Source organism: Psychrobacter sp. H8-1 (assembly GCF_904846575.1).
Lineage (GTDB): Bacteria > Pseudomonadota > Gammaproteobacteria > Pseudomonadales > Moraxellaceae > Psychrobacter > Psychrobacter fulvigenes.
On record NZ_CAJHBG010000001.1, the window covers coordinates 698,826 to 720,669 of the forward strand.

Below are 21,844 nucleotides of genomic sequence, written 5' to 3' on the forward strand. Positions count from 1 at the left end.
TCAGTCAGAACCTATCAGCACTGAGCCGCTGTTGAATTTTTCTTACAAGGAGTTTGCCATGAAAACCCTATACGTAACCCGTACTGCACCCAATCCACGCAAAGTGCTTATCTTGTTAGCCTCCAAAGGCATTGATGTCGACGATATGGATGACGTCAATGTGGTAGATATTGATTTTGCTGCCAATGAGCAAATGTCAGATGAGTTTACTCAGATGAACCCAATGCAGACAGTACCAGTCCTGAAATTGGATGATGGCACTATATTGAATGACTCACAGGCTGTGTGTGAGTACCTTGATCGCGTTTACGGCGAACGCTCGGTGATGGGTAACGATGTGGTGCAGCGTGCGCAGGTCTGCTCCATGCGCCGTGTTGCTGAATTTGAAGTTTTATATAACTTGATGTTGGCATTCCAGCACAGTCATCCCTCAAAAGCCGAGCGCGTTGAGCAAGTACCAGAGTTTGTCGCCCCATCTATCGCTCGCGCTGTAAAAGCATTGCCTTATTTTGAAAAGGCCTTAGAAGGTCGTGAATACTTGGTGGGCGAACAATTAAGCTTCGCTGATATTGTGCTCTATTTGGGATTGGACTTTGGTAAATTGCTAAAGGTTAAACCGACTGAGCAAGGTGAAAATCTGGCGCGTTTCTATCAGATGATGAATGAGCGTTTTAGTATTCAAAAAATGGCAAAAGCTGAGCCTACAGAGACCAGTCAGTGATAGCTCGACTAAATAAGTGGTAGAGAATGTGGTTCTATATAGTGGGTGGTTGAGGTAATCAACTACCCATCGTTTTTTAGACCATAGGAGAGTGTAGGAAAGATATAGCTGACAACTTATGGGTCAAATTATTGAATAATGAAACTCAACACTTTATTACAAAATATAAAAACTTGAAGGTTATAGTAAGTAAACTTAACTGTATTTTAAAAGAAAGCATCCCAGTAGCACTGTAGTATTTTTAAATTGAATCTACTATAGCTAAGCACACCTAAAAGTGTTATAAATTAATTATCAAACCCAATTGTTATTATAAAGACCATGACTTACTCACTAGATTTTCGTATGCAAGTTCTTAAAAGTATAGATGATGGTATGACCTTTGCCGAGGCAGCTGAGTTTTACAATCTGAGCCCAACCACTATACAGAACTGGAAGAGACGTGTTCATAGTAAAACAACCAGGCAAACCAAACCCTATAAAATACCAGATGACGTGCTACTTAATGATGTTCAAGAACATCCCGATGATTACCAGTATGAGCGAGCTCGTCGTCTAAACTGTAGTAAAACAGGCATTTATCATGCCCTAAAGCGACTTGGCATCAGTCAAAAAAAAGACCTTAGAACACCCAAAAGCCTGTCCGATCAAAAGAGCGATATACCACAGTAAGCTTGATAACTTTAAACAACAAGGCTATCCCATCGTCTATATGGATGAAAGCGGCTTTGAGCACGAGACCATTCGCTCTCATGGTTATGCACCGATTGGTAAACCCTGTATCGATAGTTACAACTGGCAAGGTAAAAAGCGAACCAACGTTATCGGTGCTCTATATGAAAAGATGCTGTTTGCACTAGATTACTTTAAGCACAACATTAACAGCAGCATATTCTACGACTGGTGCAAACACAAGCTAATCCCAAGTCTTAAAACCAAATGCGTGATTGTGATGGATAATGCCAGATTTCATAAGAATAAACGCATTCAAAAGCTACTGAACAGGCATGGTCATCGTATTCTTTGGCTACCGCCGTACAGCCCTGATCTGAACCCTATCGAGAAAAAATGGGCACAGGCTAAGTTTCTACGCCAAGGCTGGTTGGAAAATGACTTATCCAAGTTGTTTTATGATGTTTGTCCTAACCATAACAATTTTATTTTGAACTGACTATATATACATAGTTTAGGTGTTTATAACACAGCAGATCGACTTTCTACTAAAGATAATAAAAATAATAATTAGTCTCAAGTGAGGCACTGAGAGATTTGCAACAAAATAGGTGTAATTATGAAATCATTTTTGAAGCTGGCATTGCTGCCCGGTCTGTTAGCGACGAGCATGGCTTTGAGTGCCTGTAGTGGTAATTCGACCACCAACGATACACAGGTAGGGGAGCAGACAACGGATGCTACAGATAAATCTGTGCAGACTGAGCAGATAGCAGAAACAGCTTCTATTGCTGATAAGATGAGTGCTGAGGAGCAAATGATTGATAATCTTGTCCGTTATCGCTGGACTTTAGCTACCGCAGCAGACAGTAATAATCAGCCGCTGACGTCACTGCTTGATATCAAAGATCAGGTCACTTTGAATTTCAATCATCGTCAAGGTCAGAATACTGTCAGTTATAGTGTTGGGTGTAATATGATGAGTGCTGCGTATCAACTGCAAGGTCACACCATGCTAATTGACGGTAGTATGAGCACAAAAATGCTGTGTGAAGATCTCAACCAAGCTGAGGATGAGCTTAATAAGCTAATGCAGGGTGAGAGCCAGTTGAGTCTAGCGGAAAGCACGCCGCCAATGCTTACCCAGGTCATTAATGAGGCAGCCACCTTGGTATGGCAGGGAGTGCTGACTCCTCAAGCAAAATATAACACCAAAGGCAAAACGATATTTTGGGCGGTAAGCTCTGAAACCAAGCCTTGTGGCAGTGATGATACGCAGTCATGCTTACAGGTCAAGCCGATTACTTATGATGATCAGGGCATAAAAACGAGCGAAGGTGAGTGGACAGAGTTCGTCGGAACAATCGATGGTTACCAGCATGACGCAGAGCATAATCAGGTATTACGCTTACAGCGTTATAAGTTAGATAGCAATAATGCGGTAGTTGAGGGCTCAGCTGGCGAGTATGCTTATGTCTTAGATACCGTTATCGAGAGTGCGGTTGCTGAGTAAGTCAACACACCATAACACCATATATTTTGTACGATAAAAAGAGCACGCATGATAGTTCAATGATACGTGCTCTTTTTACTTGAATGGCTTTTGAAGGATTGGTTTTTTAACCAACGTTATTTGTAAGTGTTGTTTTTGGTGAAATTTTGCTGGCTCGTTTTTAATATGAGTGTTAGCGTAAATTACCCAAATCCTCTTCTGTTAAGCGCCAGCGACCTTTTTTCTTAGAGGATCCGCGCCCACGTGTACCACTATTAAGTAGCAGTTTATTCATAGAGTGGCTTGAGTGTGCATGGCAAATAGCGCAGGCTAGGCCATCAGCGGCATCTTGTTGTGGTACCACGTCCAAAGACAAGATACGGCAAACCATTTCTTGTACTTGTTCTTTGGCAGCAGCACCATAACCACACACAGACTGTTTGATCTGCCGCGCCGTATATTCTGAGACTTCTAAGTCAAGCGCAACCATGGCAGCTATTGCCGCACCTCGGGCTTGTCCGAGCTTAAGCGCTGAATCGGGGTTCTCTGCCATAAATACCTGTTCAATAGCCGTATGGATAGGTTCGTCAGCATATTTTAAATGGTACTGAGTAATGCGGGTCAAGCCATTAAAAATACGCTTAAGGCGTTCGGGCATCTCTTTGGTGTCGGTACGAATAGTGCCTGCATCGATAAAGGTGAGCTTATCACCCGTTTGCTGAACAATCCCATAACCCGTCATACGAGAGCCGGGATCAATCCCAATAATAATTGCCATAGTGTTCCATATTACTTAAAAATCAATCTTAAGTTTGATAGTATAGCAAGCCATCCCCATATACATGACAAGTTAACCAATTTAATTTGCATAGCATTTAATTTCTTCAGTTTTTAATATATAGGACGACACTTTATGGGTCAGATAGTCGGTATTGCCATTGTTTGGTTTATTATTGAGATGCTGCTGTGGTATTTGATAGCACAGTTTGTCAGCGGCTGGTGGGTATTTATGTGGTTTATTATCGCCGCTGTTATCGGACTCTCGCTGATTCGCAAAGGTATGGTTGCCCTCAATCCTATGGCGCAGCAGATGAAAGCTGGCGGCATGATGAACCCTGCAATGCGCCCGCAAGAATCTACCATGATCAAAAGTGTCGCTATGGCAGTGGCGGGTATTTTGCTACTGATTCCAGGCGTGATTAGCGATCTGTTGGCGCTGCTTGTGGTTTTACCACCCGTGCAAAAGAAGCTGAAAGACATGGCCAACAATTATGTCATGAACAATCAGCAAAAAATGATGGAGATGATGGCCAAACAGATGGGTGGGCAAATGGGCGGACAAAACCCATTCGGCGGTGCAGGCGGTATGGGTGGTCAAAACCCGTTTGGCGGTGCAGGTGGCATGAATGGGCAGAACCCATTTGGTCAGCAACAACAAAACCCATTTGGCGATGTTTACAAGCAGCACACCACCGTTGATGGTACCGCCAAAACTATCCCTAAAGATGTGAAGAAGATTACCAAGTCAGCCAATGATGAGTAAATTATAAGTTTAGACAATGCGACTACTGAGTGATGGTTTGTCATGAGTGTCAGTGGTTGCATTATCTTGAGTGATCAAATGATAATGCAAGGTGTGACGAGGTTACTACTGTCTAATGAGTGCAAAAGCTCTGGCAGTTTATACCTCAATCGATTTAAGAGTTCGGCATACCTAAAGAAGTCGGCATAAAAAAAGCCCCTCTCGTCGATGACAAAAGGGGCTTTTTGTTGGTAATAGCCACAAGGCTAAAAACCGAATTTAACAACCGAAGTGCCGCCGTAAGATGGTGACCCATGAACCGTGAAGTTCAGGGCGGATACGTCATCGCCTCTGCAGGTTTCCTGATACACTGCAAGCAGTGCAGGCATACACAATGAAGCAATAGGTAGCGTATCCTGGTAAAGCATTATCGGCTCAGGGAATAAACATCTACTAGCCAACACTTCAGAATAGTTTCATCTTAACCAATGATATTGGTGATTGCAAGTCTGATTCACAGTTTAATTGTTTTAAGAAAGAGCCTTAATAGTGCTAAAAAGTGTTGAGTTTTCAGCTATTTTGAGATATGTGGTAAGATAGAGGGCGTTCAACACCTTAAATTTAGTACGATAGGCGTTCATCCACTTGAGGAGCGGTAATCTATGACCAATAAGCAGCAACAATCAGAGAATAATGACGACAGTCAGGCACAGCTTAACAATAAGCAAAATAAAAAAACACCCCATGTGTTAATGATACTAGATGGCTTTGGGCATCGTGAAGATGAAAAGGATAATGCCATTGCCGCTGCTAATACTCCAAATTTAGATAAGATTTACCAACAGTATCCGCATGGACTGATATCAGCGTCAGGCGAAGATGTTGGCTTACCAGAGGGACAGTTTGGCAACTCAGAAGTTGGACATATGAATTTAGGAGCAGGTCGAGTGCTATACCAAGACTCTACTCGTATCTCTAGTGAAATTGCCAATCGTGAGTTTTATAAAAACGAAGCCTTAGTTGATGCTGTAAAGGCTGCTAACGACTTAGGCGGCAACGTACATATCATGGGACTATTGTCTGATGGTGGCGTGCACTCACATCAAGATCATATCGAAGCGATGTGCCACTCAGCTTTGGTACATGGTGCCAGGAACGTCTTTGTTCATTGCTTTTTGGATGGTCGAGACACACCACCGAAATCTGCTGACAAATATATCAATCGTTTAAAAGATCACATTGGAAAACTCAATGCTCACTATGAAGGTGGCCGAGTGCAGATTGCCAGTATTATTGGTCGCTACTATGCAATGGATCGTGATAATCGTTGGGATCGAGTACAGAAGGCTTATGAGCTGATTACTGAAGGTACGGCTGATCGCTTAGCAACCCGTGCAGATGGCGCTGTCCAAGCGGCTTACAAAGCACGTGAAACTGATGAGTTTGTTAGTCCAACGACAGTAATCGGCCGTGATGAAGTGCCTTATACCGTTGATGATAACGATGCGCTGATTTTTATGAATTTCCGTGCTGACCGCGCCCGTGAGCTGGCTCAAGCTTTTGTGTTGCCGGATCATGAATTCTCAGGCTTTGCTCGTCATAAGCAGCCAAAGCTTGCTGCCTTTGTAATGTTGACCAAGTACTCAGATGTTTTGGCTGACAACCCTAAAACCAGTACTGCTTATTATCCAGCATCATTGAGCAATACATTGGGTGAGTTCTTACAGGATTCAGGAAAGACTCAGCTGCGTATTGCCGAAACTGAAAAATATGCGCATGTGACGTTTTTCTTCAGTGGCGGCCGCGAAGAAGAGTATGAAGGCGAAACCCGCATTTTAGTGCCATCTCCAGATGTGGCGACTTATGATTTACAGCCTGAGATGAGCGCTTCTGAAGTGACAGATAAACTGGTCGCAGCTATTGAGTCGGCAAAATACGACGTGCTAATAGTGAATTACGCGAACGGTGATATGGTTGGCCATACTGGTATCTTTGATGCGGCTGTGCAAGCAGTAGAGGCACTAGATATCTGTGTTGGACGTATTGAGACCGCGGTACGTGCAGCTGGTGGTGACATGCTTATCACCGCCGATCATGGTAATTGCGAACAGATGCAAGATTATGAAAGTGGCCAGGTGCATACCCAGCATACGACCGAGCATGTGCCTTTGATTTATGTTGGTGAAAAAGAAGTAACCGTGCGCAGCGGTGGCAAACTGAGTGATGTTGCCCCTACTATTTTGGCGTTGATGGATATCAATCCACCCGCTGAAATGACGGGTCAGAACTTATTAGTCCCTGCCTCTTAGCGTCCGCCTCATCATTTGTGCATGAAGTAGCTTTAAGTTATTTCTACTGGTAATTTATAAAAAAGGAAGGATATTAACTATTCTTCCTTTTTTTATATGTGGTATTTGTTGATAATGGCTTTGTAACAATAGGGTAGTGCTTCACATAAATTTAGTGCTATCTTATACCAAACCCAAAAAGTGCGATTAACTTTGTCAAACTTGCTAAGCCTACTAGGCGTAGTACTTGCACAAGTTTTCCGCGTTACTCTGATTTTTGTAAATGGTATTATAACCCTATAAAAACCTTATAATAACCCTGCATGATTTTATTCTTCGATACGAGTCCTCCTATGCGTTTATCAGCCTTTAAAGTACTTGCCAAGCCAATTATGGCAGCAACAATAAAGCCTAAGGTCTTTAAGGCCGCAGTTAGGACAGGTCTGCTGGGGTTAGGCGGTATCAGCTTGTACGCACAGGCTGCCAATCTTGAGCCAGCCAAGGCGAACCTCAAAAGTCCTACCGCAAATATGCAGCTTATCGATCTCAGGGATGATGAGGTTCCCGTAGGCAATGAAGCTGATGACTTATCTGATCTAGATATGTTGAGTGCTGCAGATGAAACGGACAATTGGACGGATGATGATATTGATGCCCAAGGCGATCCTTCAGCGTTGGATGAGTCAGATGAGGTTTATTCGGATATCCCAGACGAAGTAGCACAGGTGTCTTTGAGCGCCATCTCCCCTGAGACTCTCAAGACGTTTGTGGCGGCAGTAGATTTGGTGCGCCGAGAATATATTGATCCAGTCAATGATGAAGAGCTTTTTAACAATGCGATGAGCGGTATGCTGACCAAGCTTGATAGTCATGCTGAGTTTCTAGATGCTGAGGCTTATGAGAACCTGCGCGCGTTTACTCAAGGAGATGTGGGTGATATCGGTCTACAAGCTGAGTATCAGCCTGAGGTGGGTTACTGGGTAGTGACACAAGTAATAGCGGACTCTCCTGCGGATACTAAGGGTATTGCCGTCGGTGATTACTTACATCAGATTGATGAGTTTAAGCTTGATGAATACAAGCAGTCTAATGATGTTAAGCAGCTTCTCAACGGTATCGCTGGCACACAAGTAGACCTTGTTACCTCTAAAGCTGGCCGACGCAAACATACAGTGACTTTACAACGTAATAACAGCCATCCGCAGACTATTGGCATACGCCTCATCGATAAGATGGCTGTTATTAAGCTGCCTGCTTTTCAAGATAATAGCCGCGAACAAATCTTGCAAAGCTTAACCAGCCTTGATGCGCCCGTTGCAGGGATACTGCTTGATTTACGTGATAATCCAGGTGGGGTTTTGACGTCAGCTGTGAAGGTCGCAAGCTTGTTTATGACCGATACAGATGTGGTGCAGGTAGAAAGTCGCCAAAAACCATTGCGTGTCTTGTCCACTCAAGGCAGTGCGCTATTAAAACCCTTGCCTGTCGTGATTTTGCAAAACCGCTACTCTGCATCAGCAGCAGAGGTCGTGGCAAGTAGTCTGCAGACCCAAAAGCGTGCGGCTATCGTCGGTGAGGTAAGCTATGGTAAAGGGTCGGTACAGTCTGTATTGCCACTCAATGATGAGCAAGCAATCAAGCTAACGGTAGCGCACTATCTAACGGCAACAGGTAAAGATATTGATAAAATCGGTGTACAGCCTGATGTTATATTATCTGGTAATGAAAGTACGTGGGAGCAGCAGGCGCTTGAAATATTAAGTCAGCAAGTAAACTCTTCGGGGATTCGCTTTGTACTAAAAAGTCAGCTAGAGCAAGATGCTGTCGGAACTGTTAGAGAAAATAGCACTAAGTAAAATAGTGCTAAAGACTATGTTAATAAAGAATATATTGCTAAATAGGAGCCTTTCCTAAAAACTGTGTAACTGCTTATAATCCCCTAACAGGAGAATAAGCAATGACTACTCAATCTGACATTAAAAAACTGGCCGAGCAAATGGCTGGTAGCATGAATAGCTTCGATGACATCAAAGACTTTCAAAAGCAGCTCATGCAGTCGTTTATCGATACTGCCTTAGAGGCTGAGATGGAAGACCATCTTGGCTACCCCAAGCATGAAAAGGCGGATAAACCTAATAAGCGTAACGGGTACACTAAAAAGACCGTCCGCAGTGACACAGGCGATCTTGAAATCTCCACCCCAAGAGACCGTCATGGTGACTTTGAACCTGAGCGAGGAAATAGCGAAGACTGCTTCGCCCGAGCGCAAGACAAGAGCTGTGCTCGCGTGGGTGCGCAAGCATCAAACCCGTATCTCAGGTCTCGATGATAAAATCATATTCCTTTACGCCAAGGGTCAAACCACCACTGAGATCGTAGAGAGCATTAAAGAGCTCTACGATGTCGACATCTCAAGCTCTCTTGTCTCAAGAGTCACCGATAACATATTAGAGGACATCACTGCTTGGCAGAACCGGCCGCTGAGCAGTGTTTATCCTATCGTCTATCTAGACTGCATCGTCGTGAAGATACGTCAAGACAAGCAGATCATCAACAAGGCTATTTATCTGGCGCTAGGCGTGGGGCTTGATGGTAAAAAAGAGCTGCTTGGTATGTGGCTCTCAGAGAATGAAGGCGCTAAGTTCTGGCTGGGTGTTCTCACTGAACTACAAAACCGCGGCGTACAAGACATCTTAATCGCTTGTGTTGACGGTCTAAAGGGCTTCCTGATGCCATCAATACCGTTTATCCCAAAGCCAAGGTTCAGCTGTGTATCGTACACATGGTGCGCTATTCAATGAAGTTTGTGCCGTGGACGGATAAAAAGGCCGTAGCGGCTGATTTAAAGGCCATTTACGGCGCTGATACGCTTGAGATAGCAGAGGCCAATCTCGAGCACTTTGATGAGGTGTGGGGCGAAAGTTATCCGCATGTGGTCAAGTCTTGGCGCAATAACTGGGAGGGCTTAACGGTGTTCTTTAATTATCCTAAAGACATCAGAAAAGCGATTTATACTACTAATGCGATAGAGTCGCTAAACAGTGTGATTCGGACGGCAGTGAATAAGCGTAAGGTGTTCCCATCTGATCAGGCAGCATTTAAAGTGGTGTACTTAGCCACCCAGCAGGCGTCTAAAAAGTGGTCGATGCCAATCCGTAACTGGACGTCTGCTTTAAATCGCTTTATGATTATGTTTGATGATCGTATCAGTAAGCATTTAATCTAAAGGGCAGTTACACAGAATCTGGGATGGTCTCCTAAATAGAGTATGCTCGGCAATGTTTTATGTCATCGTTTCTATAGTACCATCAAGCATACTCGTCTTAGCTTAACTTAGCCTTTGTTCATTTATCTCTTGTTCTCTATTTTAGTCTTCATCAATTTCGAGCTTTTTCATGCGATAGCGTAGTGAGCGAAAAGTCGTGCCCAATAGCTCTGCAGCTTGAGTTTTATTACCTTCTGTCTCTTTAAGGGCTTTTATGATCAGGCGTTTTTCTTGCTCTTGAAGATACGCTTCTAAGCCTTGCTGTGGCAGTTTGACCTCAGGACTGCCTGCTGAAGGTTGTTGATTAGCAGTATCACTATTGAGTGATGGTTGCTTACGATGTGTTGCATGGGCACTGGATGCTTGGATAGCGGATATATTGTACTGCTGGTTGTGAGTACGATAAGGATGTAGATTGTTGGTGGAATGCCTGATGTTTGGGTTGTTAGCTTGTGCTTGGTCACTTGCCATCACAGGGCTTTGGCGATTGTTTTCTGAGCTCTGTCTGAATTTTCAAGCGTTTCTACAGGCTGTTTATTGGCAATATCATCGCTGACATCTGGTAGACCTAGATGCTCACTATCAATGATTGATGTCTCTGCTAAGGTTATGGCTCTCTCAAGTATATTCCGCAGCTCACGAACGTTACCAGAGAACTCATGATGTTGTAAGCGCTCGCAGGCAGTATCCGTTAACTGTGGCGGACTGTCCAACTGCCACTCGTTGGTTATCTGAGCTAAGAAGTGCTTGGCTAACACGGGTATGTCTTCACGCCGAGCCTTCAGCGTTGGTAATTTTAATTCAATGACATTGATGCGATAGTACAAATCCTGTCGAAACTCGCCACATTCTACCAAATCATTCAAATCTTTGTGAGTGGCTGACAAAATACGAATATCGACAGGTATCTCTTTGGTATCACCAATAGCGCGGACGGTTTTTTCTTGAATGGCACGTAGCAGTTTCACTTGCATGGCAAGCGGTAAGTCTGCTACTTCATCTAGGAATACGTACCGCCGCTGGCCTGCTGAAATAGACCTTGTTTGTCAGTGACCGCTCCAGTAAAGCTGCCTTTTTTATGACCGAAGAACTCTGACTCCATCAGCTCTGAGGGGATGGCACCACAGTTCACTGGCACGAAGCTACCATCACGGCGTGGACTTAAGTCATGGATGAGTCTTGCGACTACCTCTTTACCTGTCCCTGAAGCACCTGACAAAAACACGGGTGCTTGTGAGCGTGCCAATTTAACGATAGTCTTTTTCAGCGTCTGCATTACTGAAGAGTCACCAATCAAGCGACTGTCTAACAGATTTTGCTCTGGGGTGCGTTCATCTGGTGTTTGGGTGCTCTTGTCTTGCTGCACAACTTTGAGCGCATTTTCAACCAGCTGTCGTAAGCGTGGCAGCTCGAGTGGTTTATTGACAAAATCAAAAGCACCGAGTTTCAGTGCCTCAATCGCTAAGTCCATACTGCCATGAGCGGTGATGACTGCAACCGGCGTGTCTGAGCTGTTGCTGATATATTTTACTAACTCTAACCCCGAACCATCAGGCAGTTTTAAATCAGTTAAGCAAAAATCATAATCGTTATCATCCCAGTAGGATTTGGCTTGCGATAGAGTATAAGCGACATCACTTTTGATACCCATTTTTGTGAGGGTGATTTGCATGAGCCGGCATAAATCCACTTCATCATCGACGACCAGTGCGGTTGCTGTCATATATCACCTCATATGTACTCAAGTTGGTAGTTGTGAACCAAATATTGGTTTTTTATTTAACTTCTTTTGATTAAGACAATATTTTTGGTCATGTGTCAGAGCAAGAAACAGCTGGTATGATCAATCGAAAACAGGTTTTTTCGTGTTGATCTACATACAGAAGTCTAGCATGATTAGCCTCACTAAATGCTTGAGATAAATACAATCCTAATCCAGTACCATTTTTATCCGTGGTAAAAAACGGATCGAACAGATGCTCGATATCGTTTGCTGCTACGCCCTTACCGTCATCTAATATATCAATTATAACATCGCCATGGATACAGTAAATCTCGACCTCAAGATAGGCATATGGTTGGGAGCGGCTACTATAAAACAAACCATTGTTTATAAGATTGATTAAAATCTGTTCTAGCTGATGGGTATCGAACTCTATGACTGGGTTTTTGTATGTGTGCAAAAAGACATCATGCCCACGAAAGTGGTTTTCTAACAGCTGTGGTATCCAAGTGGCTAAGGTAATATCTTCTTTACTTGGAGGTTGTTGTCGCGAGAGCTTTAGTACGTCTTCTATAATACGGTTGACGCGCTTAGTCTGCTCAAATATCATCTGATACAACTCATAATTGCCCGTTGTATCCACTTCAGTGCCTATCTGTAATTGTTCTTCTTTATTATCGGAACTAAGATGGTCGCTATCAGTAGCGTTTGAGCTATCAAAGATATCTTCCATAAGTAGTTGGCTGGCTTGTGAAATAGCTGCCAATGGATTGCGGATTTCATGAGCGATGCTGGCTGTCAATTGACCCAAATAAGCCAGTTTTAATTGTTGGGCATTGGCCTGCTCACGACGTAAATCTTCAAACAGTACCAGCTGACTCCGATCTTTTAGCGGAATGATTTGCACACGCAGTTTACCTGCTAATGACACATCAGCTTCTTTGGGTAGCTCATAAATGAAGCTGTGCGTCTGTTCAGTGTCAACAGATAGACAGCTCCTGAGCAGTTGACCATGATGAAGTGCAAGCTGCTGCTGAAAGTCAGTCAATGGATTATGATGATTCTTAAATTTTCGTTGCCGCTGTTTAAGGCTATTGCGCTCATGTGAATATCTATCAGTATTAGCTGGCGTGATTTCAGAGGTGGGTTCTTGTACTTCAGTCATGCCAAGTAGGTGGTAAGTTGCATGATTGGCTAACACAATATGCTGCTGGTCGATGACCATCACACCATTTAGCATATGACTGATCACTTCTTGGTTAATCGCATTCAATCGTTCTACTTCATCTGCTTGCCGTATGGCAAAGTTTTCGACCTGCACCAAGCGCTGTGAGATCGACCAACTTAGAAAACCAACCGCCAAAAAGCTGGCTGACATCAGTAAAGCATCACCTAAATTGGTGAAGCTCAAGCTATTGGCAATCGCATAAAAAAACTGTTGATAAATGACAAATATAATCGCTAACAGGGTAATCGCTAACGCTTGCGGGCCGCGCAACAACATAAAGCTCGCGGCGACTACAACCATGTACAGCATGGTCAATTGTAAGTCTGGTGCACCATTGGTATAGAGCAATAGGCTCAGTATGACCACATCGAGCACTAAGCCCAGCGCTAATTGTTGTCTTTGCTGCTTAGTCGTTACGTAAAACAGACCAAATAAAATCAGACTGATGAGTAAGTAAAATGCAAGTGCAGTCTGCTGAACCAAACTGGGTAAAAGTTGACTGGCATCTGCTGTGGCAGAAACATACACCATCAATAAAAAAAAGGCGCTGACTAATAGTCGATAAGCGCTATAAATAAGCCCAAGTTTACGCAACTGTTCTACAGGTAAGGTATCACCTTGTTGTAGCAACTTAACGATAGCTGCAATTTTTTTAGAAGCAGGTTTCATAAAACGACCAGTATAGGGTTGGCTAAATAAATATGGGTTTATAGCGGACTGGATTATATCAAAATATATATGTATAAGAGAGTATAAAAGCCATTTAAGCCGAAAAATATCGACTAATAAATGTGGTGTGTCTAGCAAGTACCTATATTCAGCGTTAATTAAGCACTATTGAATATCAATCATTTTAAGCATCCATTCTTTGGTAAGAGTAGGTAGAGGTCTAGGGCTGTATTAGGCCGTGGCGTATGGCCAGATGAGTCAGCTTGACATCGCTATCGACGCCGACTTTTTCATAAATACGGTAGCGATAGGTGTTAATAGTCTTAACACTGACAAATAACTGATCTGCGATTTGTTGTGGGCTTTGGCAATTAACCACCATCATGGCCACTTGTTTTTCGCGATCACTGAGTAAATCAAAAGGGGATGCGGCATTGTCTGATAATAATACTTCTGCCAGTTGCTCAGCGACATCTTGGCTAAAATAGCGCCCGCCTTGGTATATCTTTTTGATACCAAGTATCATCTCATCAAGCGGTGTACCTTTGGTAATGTAACCATTCACCCCAGCTTTAAGGAGCATCGAAGGATAGGGTTGTGCTGACATGCTACTCACTGCCAAAATCTTGATACCCATGTCTAATTGAACAAGGCGTTTGGTGGCTTCCAGACCACCAATATTAGGCATATTGACATCGAGTAATACGACATCAGGGCTAAGCTGCTTGGCAAGTTTTAATGCCATATCACCACTATCAGCCTCACCGACAACTTCTATATCGGCACTGTCAGCCAGCATGCGACTGATACCCATACGTACTAAATCGTGATCATCTACTACTAATACTCGAATCATAGTTGTGCTCTTTGCCATTTGATAGATTGATACTCGTCAGGAACACCCTAACATCTTTAAAATTAATATTTATTATTAATACTTTGATAGGGTTGTAGTTTTATACCAGTAGTGCGTTTTAATTTATATAACAGTTTTATCTTCATAACAAAAAACTGCTATTTATAGCATATTAGGATGTGTTTGACAGATCTTAAGCTTAAGGTTTGCGTGATGAGACTGCTAATTTAATCATAAAATAATTCATATATTACTTGCTGATGTCAGAAAAATCTGAGAAAGTAAGATATAAATAGACGATATTGCTCAAATGTTAATCAATATTACACAAGGCTAAAGCGAATGTAGTAAAGATTCACAATCTTCAAAAAAACTTGTGAAGTCAAGCTGATAGATTAAACTTAAATGCAAACCATGATACACTAAATGTACAATAACTCTATATGAACACCTTCAAACATATCTAGAAACACTACGCGTGTGAATCGTGTATAGTCTTTAGTCACTGACGCGATAGCAATAGCAGGGGGAATAATGAAACATTTACCATTAACCAAACAGCAGTTAGTTGCTGCCATGATTTCTTTGAGTTTGGGCAGTGTTGCACAAGCTGCGCTGAGTATCAATAACAGCTCAAACTCTAATGCACGTATAGGCTGGGGTGGTGCTGATAGCCTATCAGAAGCACGTAATATTATGTACAGCGCTAACACGAACACTGGCTCTACCATCAAAAAAATCGATAATGGTTATGGTACTACTAACCTGACTAATGCTAATAGCTTCGGTAGCAGCAATAACAACTACAATACGACCTATCGCGGTAGCTTTGGTAGCAGTGACATGATCCCGATTAGCACCAACTCACGTAGTGTGGTGGTAGTCGATGCACAAACGGGCGAATCTATCTATGAAAAAGATGCAGATATTGCACGCCCTATCGCAAGTATTACTAAGATACTGACTGCTATGGTTGTACTAGATAGTGGGCTTGATATGCGTGAAGAAATCACCTTAGATCCAGAAGATTTTGTTGGCCCTAAACGTGCCAGTTCGCGCTTGAAATCAGGTGATCGCATGAACCGTGCTGAGCTTTTGCTCATGTCCTTGATGAAATCAGAGAACCCTGCGGCAAAAAGCTTAGCGCGTAACTATCCAGGTGGTTATGCTGCCTTTATGCGTGCCATGAACCGCAAAGCCCAAGAAATAGGCATGACAACAGCATATTTCGGTGATCCGACAGGCCTTGATAAGCGTAACGTTTCATCGCCGAATGATTTGGTAAAACTGGTACGTGCTGCAGGTGAGTATGACGTGATTCGTCGTTTCTCTACTACTAAAAGCTATGACTTTTTTGTTGCCAACTACTCAAGCGGCAACCGTACTTATAAAGCCAGTAATACCAGTAGCCTTGTGAGAGCAGGTGATTATCCAATCGGCATTTCGAAGACAGGCTTCATTAACGAAGCAGGTCGTAGTGTGGTTATGGAGACACGTGTGAACAACCGTCCTGCTATTATCGTTATCTTAGGTGCTAATAGTTCAGCAACACGTTGGGGCGATGCGAAAAACATCTTAACCAGCCTTGCTACTCGCCGTACAGTATAGATTAGTAGCTGATAATACTTAGGTTGTTTATATGTCTTTATATATGACAACTTTGTAAAAAGTTTAAAGGGTCGTTATTTAAGATAACGGCCTTTTTTTATTCTTATTTCGTTGCAGGGGTTGATATGACTAAAGCATCTACCATACCAGAAACATCTACTATGATAAAAACAACGGTGCCTACGCTGTATTTGCTGACGAATGATGATGAGTTTGAATTGCTTTATCGTAAGTTGAAAATTGCTTTGGCAACAGGAGTGATTGGGCTGCTACAAATCAGACGCAAGCAAGTGTTGGCACAGTCAAACGGTGAGGCAAAGCTTTATGAGGAAGCAAAGAAAATAGTGGCATTAGCCCAGCAATATAAAGTTCCAGTCGTTATCAATGATGACATAGCGCTTGCTAGCAAACTTGGTGTTGGTGTGCATTTAGGTCAAGGTGATGGTGATATTGATGAGGCAAAACAGACGTTAGCGCCTGATCAGATTATCGGTCGCACTTGCCATGGCGATGTAGCGCTAGTAAAAGAGGCAAAACAGGCAGGAGCGACTTATGCAGCAATGGGCGCTGTATTTGCCTCATCTACCAAACCTCATGCCCATACAGTTTCTTATCAACAGTTAGCAGAAGGGTGTCAGCAAAATATTGATATATGTGTGATTGGTGGACTAACCGCTGAGAATATCAGTCAGTTAAAGGGGTTGCCATTGGTTTATATAGCAGTGGTAGGAGATATTATGGACTTACCAATAGATTCAGTAGAAAAGCGTTGCTATGAATGGCAACAGGCACTGACCAACTGGTAAATGCCTGCCTAATGAAGGTAATTAATTGAGGAGAATTAAGCTTTGATGTGCGAGCCTAACTATATGTCATGCGCACAAAGACTTACTTAGCATGATCCATACATAAGGTGGCATACGGTAACGCTTCTAAGCGTTTGATCTCTATGTCTTCACCGCATACTTCACATTCCCCGTAGGTGCCGTTTTCAATACGATTCAATGCATTTTCAACATAGATAAGACTTTGGCGGGCTTCTCCTAACAAGGTCTTTCGCATTTCATTTTGACGATAAGAAATCGCTTGATCGTCCCAATGCTCATTTAGGTCATCTTGTGGATGTTGGATATGATCTTCAATTTTATCGATGCGAGTTTGAAACTCTTCTTTTAATTTTAGCAACTCTTGCTTAGCAACCTTAAAATCAATACTCATTATTGCCTCCTAATATAGCTGATCCACTATTTTATAAAGATTTTTTTATCTCATTATGGTGGGGTCGCTATTGGGTGTTGTTATTGTTTACTACTCTTATCATAGTCTGGATATGAGTAGTACGCCACCACCAAATGTTAATGGATTCATTATCGCTTTTGTTGAGTATTTGGTATTTATACCACTCCGATAAACGGTAAATAATCATAGAAAATATAAATTCACTAATGGATATCCTAGGCTTTATCATAAATACTGATGATATTTGGCTATAGTGGCTAGTAGCAGGCATGAATCGCTAGCGAATAGTCTTATTGAAAAGTTGACGTTATGCTAAACTCTTGCTTAAAATGCGCCAGCGCTAATTTATACACTATGGCAGCTATCAAGTTTCGTAAATAAACTCAGTAATCGATATATAGACATAGGAGTGGGACTGACAATGAATTTTCTGCGTATGAGTGAGCTGACTTTAACGGATAAAGTGGTACTGATTCGTGAAGACCTCAATGTACCTATTAAAGATGGCAAAGTAGCAAGCGATGCACGTCTGAAAGCAAGTCTTCCAACTATCAAGATGGCGCTAGATAAAGGCGCTGCCGTGATTGTCTGCTCACACTTAGGTCGTCCGACAGAAGGCTCTGCGGAAGCGAGATATTCGCTTGCTCCTGTTGCTGATTATTTAACAAACGAGCTGGCTGAGCAAATAAAAAACCCAGTGAGGCTTAGCGGTGATTATCTGAGTGCAGGTGTCGATATCAAAGCTGGGGAAGTGGTACTGTTAGAGAATGTACGCTTCAACAAGGGTGAAAAAAACAATGATGCCACGCTAGCAAAAGCTTATGCTGACTTATGTGATGTATTTGTGATGGATGCTTTTGGTACCGCTCATCGTGCACAGGCTTCCACAGAAGGGGTTACCCAAGCGATGCGCCAAGCGGACAAGACAGTCTGCGCTGGGCCTTTGCTTGCCGCAGAGCTTGACGCATTGAGCCTAGCTCTTGAGACGCCAGCGCAGCCTATGCTAGCCATCGTTGGTGGCTCAAAAGTATCTACCAAGCTTGAAGTGCTGCATAGCTTGGCTGAAGTGTGCACTCAGATTATCGTAGGCGGCGGTATCGCCAATACTTTCTTGGCGGCACAAGGGCATGATGTGGGTTCGTCTTTATATGAAGCGGACCTAGTGGATACTGCTCGTGACATTATGAGTAAAACCAATATTCTTCTGCCTGAGTATGTTGTTGTTGCCGATAAGAATGATATCAGCTTTGACGATTTTACAGGCTCATTGCAACAAGCCAAAGCCACTGTCAAAGCAGTAAGTGACATTGGTGCTGACGATATGATCTTAGATATTGCTGCAGAGAGTGCTAAGCAATTGGCTGAGGCTATCATGAATGCCAAGACCATCTTGTGGAATGGACCAGTTGGTGTGTTCGAAGTAGATGCGTTTGGTGCTGGCACCGAAATCTTGGCAACAGCGGTACGAGACAGTGCAGGGTTTTCGATTGCTGGTGGCGGTGATACTTTGGCTGCCATTGATAAATATCAAGTTTCTGACGGAGTGAGCTATATGTCGACAGGCGGTGGCGCCTTCTTAGAATTTGTCGAAGGTAAGGTATTGCCAGCAGTGGCGGCATTGGAGATTGAAGCCTGAAATACAATTCGGTAACATTATCCGTACAAAACGCAAACTATAACTGCTATAGTCTATAGGTGATATTATATTCGTTATACAGCTGTATAGTTGATGGTTGATGACTATTATCAAGTAGTTGTTATTTGTTAACTTGCTACAAATTATTATTGCATGTCTTATTTGCTATCTATAAAATAGCGCCACTATGTACTTTGATATGCATCATTCACAAGAGGTTTATTATGTTAAAACGTCATTTGTTACTTGCTAGTATTCTTGCTGGTACTTTCGCAGTTACTGCCTGTAGCCAACAAACTGAAGATCAAGCTGAAGCTACTGTTGAGTCAGCTGGCGAAGATATTGCTGCCAATACTGACGCTGCTGCTCAAGAGACAGAAGCCGCGGCTGCAGAAGCTGAAGCTGCTGCTCAAGACGCAGGTGCTGAGCTAGCTGATAGCGCAGAGACTGCTGGTGCCGCTGCTACTGATGCTGCCGCCAATGCAGGTGAAGCCATCACAGAAGGCGCTAATAAAGCGGTTGCTGGTACTGCCTCAGCAGTTGCTGATGGTGCAAATGCAGTTGCTGACGGTGCGTCTGATGTCGCTGCCGATGCTGAAGCAAATGCAGAAGTTGCTGAAGATCAACAGTACTAATTTGCTACTACCATATCTTTAGGTAGACAGTGATCGTATAGATTTTAATGTAGTAATTAATTAGCTATCAACGTGTTAATTGTGAGCTAATAAAAATTGCATATAAGCCTTGAATATAGTTAAAAAGCCTTGGTTATCGCCAAGGCTTTTTTTTGACTGTCTTATTTGATCGGGGTTCTTATTTCATTATAAAGGGTCACTTATACAGTGAGTTCTAAATACAGGAAGTTCTAAGATTTGTCATGCGTATACGTAGGCGGTGTTTAAATACCGTGCTAACAGCTACGAGAGCAAGGGAATATTTGCTATAATCACTGCGCAATAGATCTGGGTATGTATTTATAGCAACTTTCATCCTTATTTATTCATATCATCCTGTTTCATTCCAACTTGAGAGCGTTTTATGGCTTTAATCTCTTTACGTCAACTTTTAGATCATGCCGCTGAGCACAGCTACGGTGTTCCTGCATATAATGTGAATAATCTAGAGCAAATGCGCGCAATCATGATGGCTGCGGATGCTTGTGACTCACCTGTCATCGTGCAAGCCAGCGCTGGAGCGCGCAAATATGCAGGCTCGGCATTTTTGCGTCATTTAATCACCGCTGCGATTGAAGAATGGCCCCATATTCCAGTGGTTATGCACCAAGACCATGGTATGTCACCAGCTATCTGCCAGCGCTCAATTCAGCAGGGGTTTTCATCAGTGATGATGGACGGCTCGCTCGGTGAAGATGGTAAAACGCCAATGGACTATGATTATAATGCCAGTGTTACCCGCGAAGTTGTCAAATTGGCCCATGCTTGTGGTGTGTCTGTAGAAGGTGAGATCGGCTGTTTAGGTAGCCTTGAAACCGGTATGGCCGGTGAAGAAGATGGCTCTGGTGCAGAAGGAGTGCTTGATCGTGAGCAGTTATTGACCAGTGCTGATGAGGCCGAGCAGTTCGTAAAAGATACCAATGTTGATGCCTTGGCGATTGCTATTGGTACCAGTCATGGCGCTTACAAATTCACGCGTCCACCGACAGGTGATATTTTATCTATTGAGCGTGTCAAAGAGATTCATGCCCGTATTCCTAATACACATCTTGTCATGCATGGCTCTTCATCAGTACCGCAAGAATGGCTAAAAGTTATTAATGAAAATGGCGGTGATATTGGTGAGACTTATGGGGTGCCTGTTGAGCAAATTGTGGAAGCGATCAAGCACGGTGTACGTAAAGTAAACATCGATACGGATTTACGTTTGGCGTCGACGGGTGCTATCCGTCAGTATCTTGCACAAAACCCTAGTGAGTTTGATCCACGCAAATACTTCAAAGCTTCTATGGTGGCGATGTCAGATATCTGTAGCAACCGTTTTGAAGCGTTTGGTTCTGCAGGTCAAGCACATAAGATTCGTCCGATTAGCCTTGAGGCAATGGTTGATTTTTACCAATAAACTGAGCCAATCAAGCGTTTAGCGTGTTGATTGCAGTTCAGTAACTATTGAACTTTAGAAAAGCAGCTTAATTCATAGTTATAAGAGAGGGTAAGTGATGATAGGATTGATTACTGGTCAGGTGCAGTATTTGATGGCGCCAACGGCCTGTGTTATGACTGCCTCTGGCGTAGGCTATGACATTGAGCTGCCACTACCGTCATTTTGTCAATTACAGCTTGAGCAGCAAGCCAGTATTTGGACGCATTTTCATGTGCGCGAGGATGCGCAGCTGCTGTATGGGTTTATCGACCGTAAAGAGCGTGATGTTTTTCGGCAGTTAATTAAGATTAATGGTGTTGGTGCCAAAATGGCATTGGCCATGCTGTCTGCCATGTCGCCTGCCGAGCTAAAAATGCATGTTGAACAAGACTCAGAGACGGCACTGACGCGTATACCTGGCATCGGTAAAAAAACTGCACAGCGTCTACTGATTGAGCTAAAAGATAAGCTGAAGAATATCGAAGTAGATAGTAGTGGTTTAGAGCTTACCAGTCAGCCAGTAGCAGTCTCTCATGAAGGCAGTGTCATCGCCGAGGTAGAAGGCGCTTTGATTAGCTTGGGCTATAAAGAAAAAGAAGCTCAACAAGCAATCAAAGCCGCGAAGCGTAACGGCGATGTCTTTGAAGATACGCAAAGCTTGCTAAAAGCGACGCTGCAGCAATTATCAGGCTTTTAATATGGCTGATGCTGACTGAGTGTTTGATTGGTTTTTAAGTAATAGTAAATAAGCGACACTGGTTGTCGCTTATTTTATTTCTAAGTGTTACTTTACTATATTTGTGCATGACTTATCAGCTGTGCTTAGTT

Annotated in this window: 17 protein-coding genes, 1 other RNA gene and 2 pseudogenes; 14 read left to right on the top strand and 6 right to left on the bottom strand. The window is 43.0% G+C overall.

Features of this window, described 5'->3' with window-relative positions; genetic code table 11:
• Positions 1–58 precede the first annotated feature (58 nt).
• The 4 genes from JMY01_RS03060 (at position 59) to JMY01_RS03075 (ending at position 2,906) form a co-directional block, all read left to right on the top strand.
• Positions 59–721, top strand: a complete 663-nt coding sequence (locus tag JMY01_RS03060) for a glutathione S-transferase family protein (protein ID WP_201574174.1) — start codon at positions 59–61, stop codon at positions 719–721.
• A gap of 321 nt (positions 722–1,042) precedes the next feature.
• The gene (locus JMY01_RS03065) at positions 1,043–1,393 is read left to right on the top strand and encodes an IS630 transposase-related protein (protein WP_201574175.1); all 351 of its coding nucleotides are present in this window, start codon (positions 1,043–1,045) and stop codon (positions 1,391–1,393) included.
• A complete protein-coding gene (locus JMY01_RS03070; RefSeq protein ID WP_201574176.1) occupies positions 1,320–1,892 on the top strand; it encodes an IS630 family transposase in 573 nt (190 codons plus the stop codon). Before JMY01_RS03065 ends, JMY01_RS03070 begins: the two co-directional genes overlap by 74 nt.
• Positions 1,893–2,012: 120 nt before the next feature.
• Positions 2,013–2,906 (top strand): META domain-containing protein, encoded by an 894-nt coding sequence (locus JMY01_RS03075; protein ID WP_201574177.1) that lies wholly within the window; start codon positions 2,013–2,015, stop codon positions 2,904–2,906.
• Positions 2,907–3,078: 172 nt separating this feature from the next.
• Here JMY01_RS03075 and ruvC read toward each other — a convergent pair whose 3' ends face one another.
• Complete coding sequence (gene ruvC, locus JMY01_RS03080) at positions 3,079–3,663, bottom strand: crossover junction endodeoxyribonuclease RuvC (RefSeq protein WP_201574178.1); 585 nt, start codon at positions 3,661–3,663, stop codon at positions 3,079–3,081.
• 135 nt (positions 3,664–3,798) lie between these two features.
• Here ruvC and JMY01_RS03085 point away from each other — a divergent pair, with 135 nt between their 5' ends.
• The gene (locus tag JMY01_RS03085; protein ID WP_201574179.1) at positions 3,799–4,428 is read left to right on the top strand and encodes an FxsA family protein; all 630 of its coding nucleotides are present in this window, start codon (positions 3,799–3,801) and stop codon (positions 4,426–4,428) included.
• A gap of 258 nt (positions 4,429–4,686) precedes the next feature.
• On the opposite strand, the gene ssrS is transcribed toward JMY01_RS03085, so the two are convergent.
• Positions 4,687–4,882: non-coding RNA, 6S RNA (gene ssrS / locus JMY01_RS03090), on the bottom strand.
• Positions 4,883–5,069: 187 nt separating this feature from the next.
• On the opposite strand from ssrS, the gene gpmI reads away from it, so the two are divergent.
• From gpmI to JMY01_RS03105, 3 genes and pseudogenes are all read left to right on the top strand, one after another.
• Positions 5,070–6,716 (top strand): 2,3-bisphosphoglycerate-independent phosphoglycerate mutase, encoded by a 1,647-nt coding sequence (gene gpmI, locus JMY01_RS03095; RefSeq protein ID WP_201574180.1) that lies wholly within the window; start codon positions 5,070–5,072, stop codon positions 6,714–6,716.
• 332 nt (positions 6,717–7,048) lie between these two features.
• Positions 7,049–8,551: a S41 family peptidase gene (locus JMY01_RS03100; RefSeq protein WP_227677639.1), complete on the top strand. Its 1,503-nt coding sequence runs from the start codon at positions 7,049–7,051 to the stop codon at positions 8,549–8,551.
• A gap of 101 nt (positions 8,552–8,652) precedes the next feature.
• A pseudogene (locus tag JMY01_RS03105) lies at positions 8,653–9,921 on the top strand (IS256 family transposase).
• Positions 9,922–10,062: 141 nt separating this feature from the next.
• On the opposite strand, the pseudogene JMY01_RS14405 reads toward JMY01_RS03105, so the two are convergent.
• The 3 genes and pseudogenes from JMY01_RS14405 to JMY01_RS03120 form a co-directional block, all read right to left on the bottom strand.
• Positions 10,063–11,683: pseudogene (locus JMY01_RS14405) on the bottom strand (sigma-54-dependent transcriptional regulator).
• A gap of 88 nt (positions 11,684–11,771) precedes the next feature.
• Complete coding sequence (locus JMY01_RS03115) at positions 11,772–13,580, bottom strand: PAS domain-containing sensor histidine kinase (protein ID WP_201574181.1); 1,809 nt, start codon at positions 13,578–13,580, stop codon at positions 11,772–11,774.
• A gap of 220 nt (positions 13,581–13,800) precedes the next feature.
• On the bottom strand, positions 13,801–14,436 hold the full coding sequence (locus JMY01_RS03120; RefSeq protein ID WP_201574182.1) for a response regulator: 636 nt from the start codon (positions 14,434–14,436) through the stop codon (positions 13,801–13,803).
• 534 nt (positions 14,437–14,970) lie between these two features.
• On the opposite strand from JMY01_RS03120, the gene JMY01_RS03125 reads away from it, so the two are divergent.
• Both JMY01_RS03125 and JMY01_RS03130 read left to right on the top strand, forming a co-directional pair.
• Entirely contained in the window at positions 14,971–16,044 is a 1,074-nt protein-coding gene (locus JMY01_RS03125; RefSeq protein WP_201574183.1) for a serine hydrolase, read from the top strand.
• Positions 16,045–16,169: 125 nt separating this feature from the next.
• Entirely contained in the window at positions 16,170–16,850 is a 681-nt protein-coding gene (locus JMY01_RS03130; protein ID WP_227677640.1) for a thiamine phosphate synthase, read from the top strand.
• Positions 16,851–16,932: 82 nt separating this feature from the next.
• Here the strand turns inward: JMY01_RS03130 and JMY01_RS03135 are convergent, their stop codons facing one another.
• Positions 16,933–17,262 (bottom strand): TraR/DksA C4-type zinc finger protein, encoded by a 330-nt coding sequence (locus JMY01_RS03135; RefSeq protein WP_201574184.1) that lies wholly within the window; start codon positions 17,260–17,262, stop codon positions 16,933–16,935.
• Between the two features lie 442 nt (positions 17,263–17,704).
• Here JMY01_RS03135 and JMY01_RS03140 point away from each other — a divergent pair, with 442 nt between their 5' ends.
• From JMY01_RS03140 to ruvA, 4 genes are all read left to right on the top strand, one after another.
• The gene (locus JMY01_RS03140; protein ID WP_201574185.1) at positions 17,705–18,919 is read left to right on the top strand and encodes a phosphoglycerate kinase; all 1,215 of its coding nucleotides are present in this window, start codon (positions 17,705–17,707) and stop codon (positions 18,917–18,919) included.
• A gap of 224 nt (positions 18,920–19,143) precedes the next feature.
• Positions 19,144–19,554 (top strand): hypothetical protein, encoded by a 411-nt coding sequence (locus tag JMY01_RS03145; RefSeq protein ID WP_201574186.1) that lies wholly within the window; start codon positions 19,144–19,146, stop codon positions 19,552–19,554.
• A gap of 403 nt (positions 19,555–19,957) precedes the next feature.
• A complete protein-coding gene (gene fba / locus JMY01_RS03150; protein ID WP_201574187.1) occupies positions 19,958–20,995 on the top strand; it encodes a class II fructose-bisphosphate aldolase in 1,038 nt (345 codons plus the stop codon).
• Between the two features lie 97 nt (positions 20,996–21,092).
• Positions 21,093–21,713, top strand: coding sequence for a Holliday junction branch migration protein RuvA (ruvA, locus tag JMY01_RS03155; protein WP_201574188.1), 621 nt, complete (start codon positions 21,093–21,095; stop codon positions 21,711–21,713).
• Positions 21,714–21,844 lie beyond the last annotated feature (131 nt).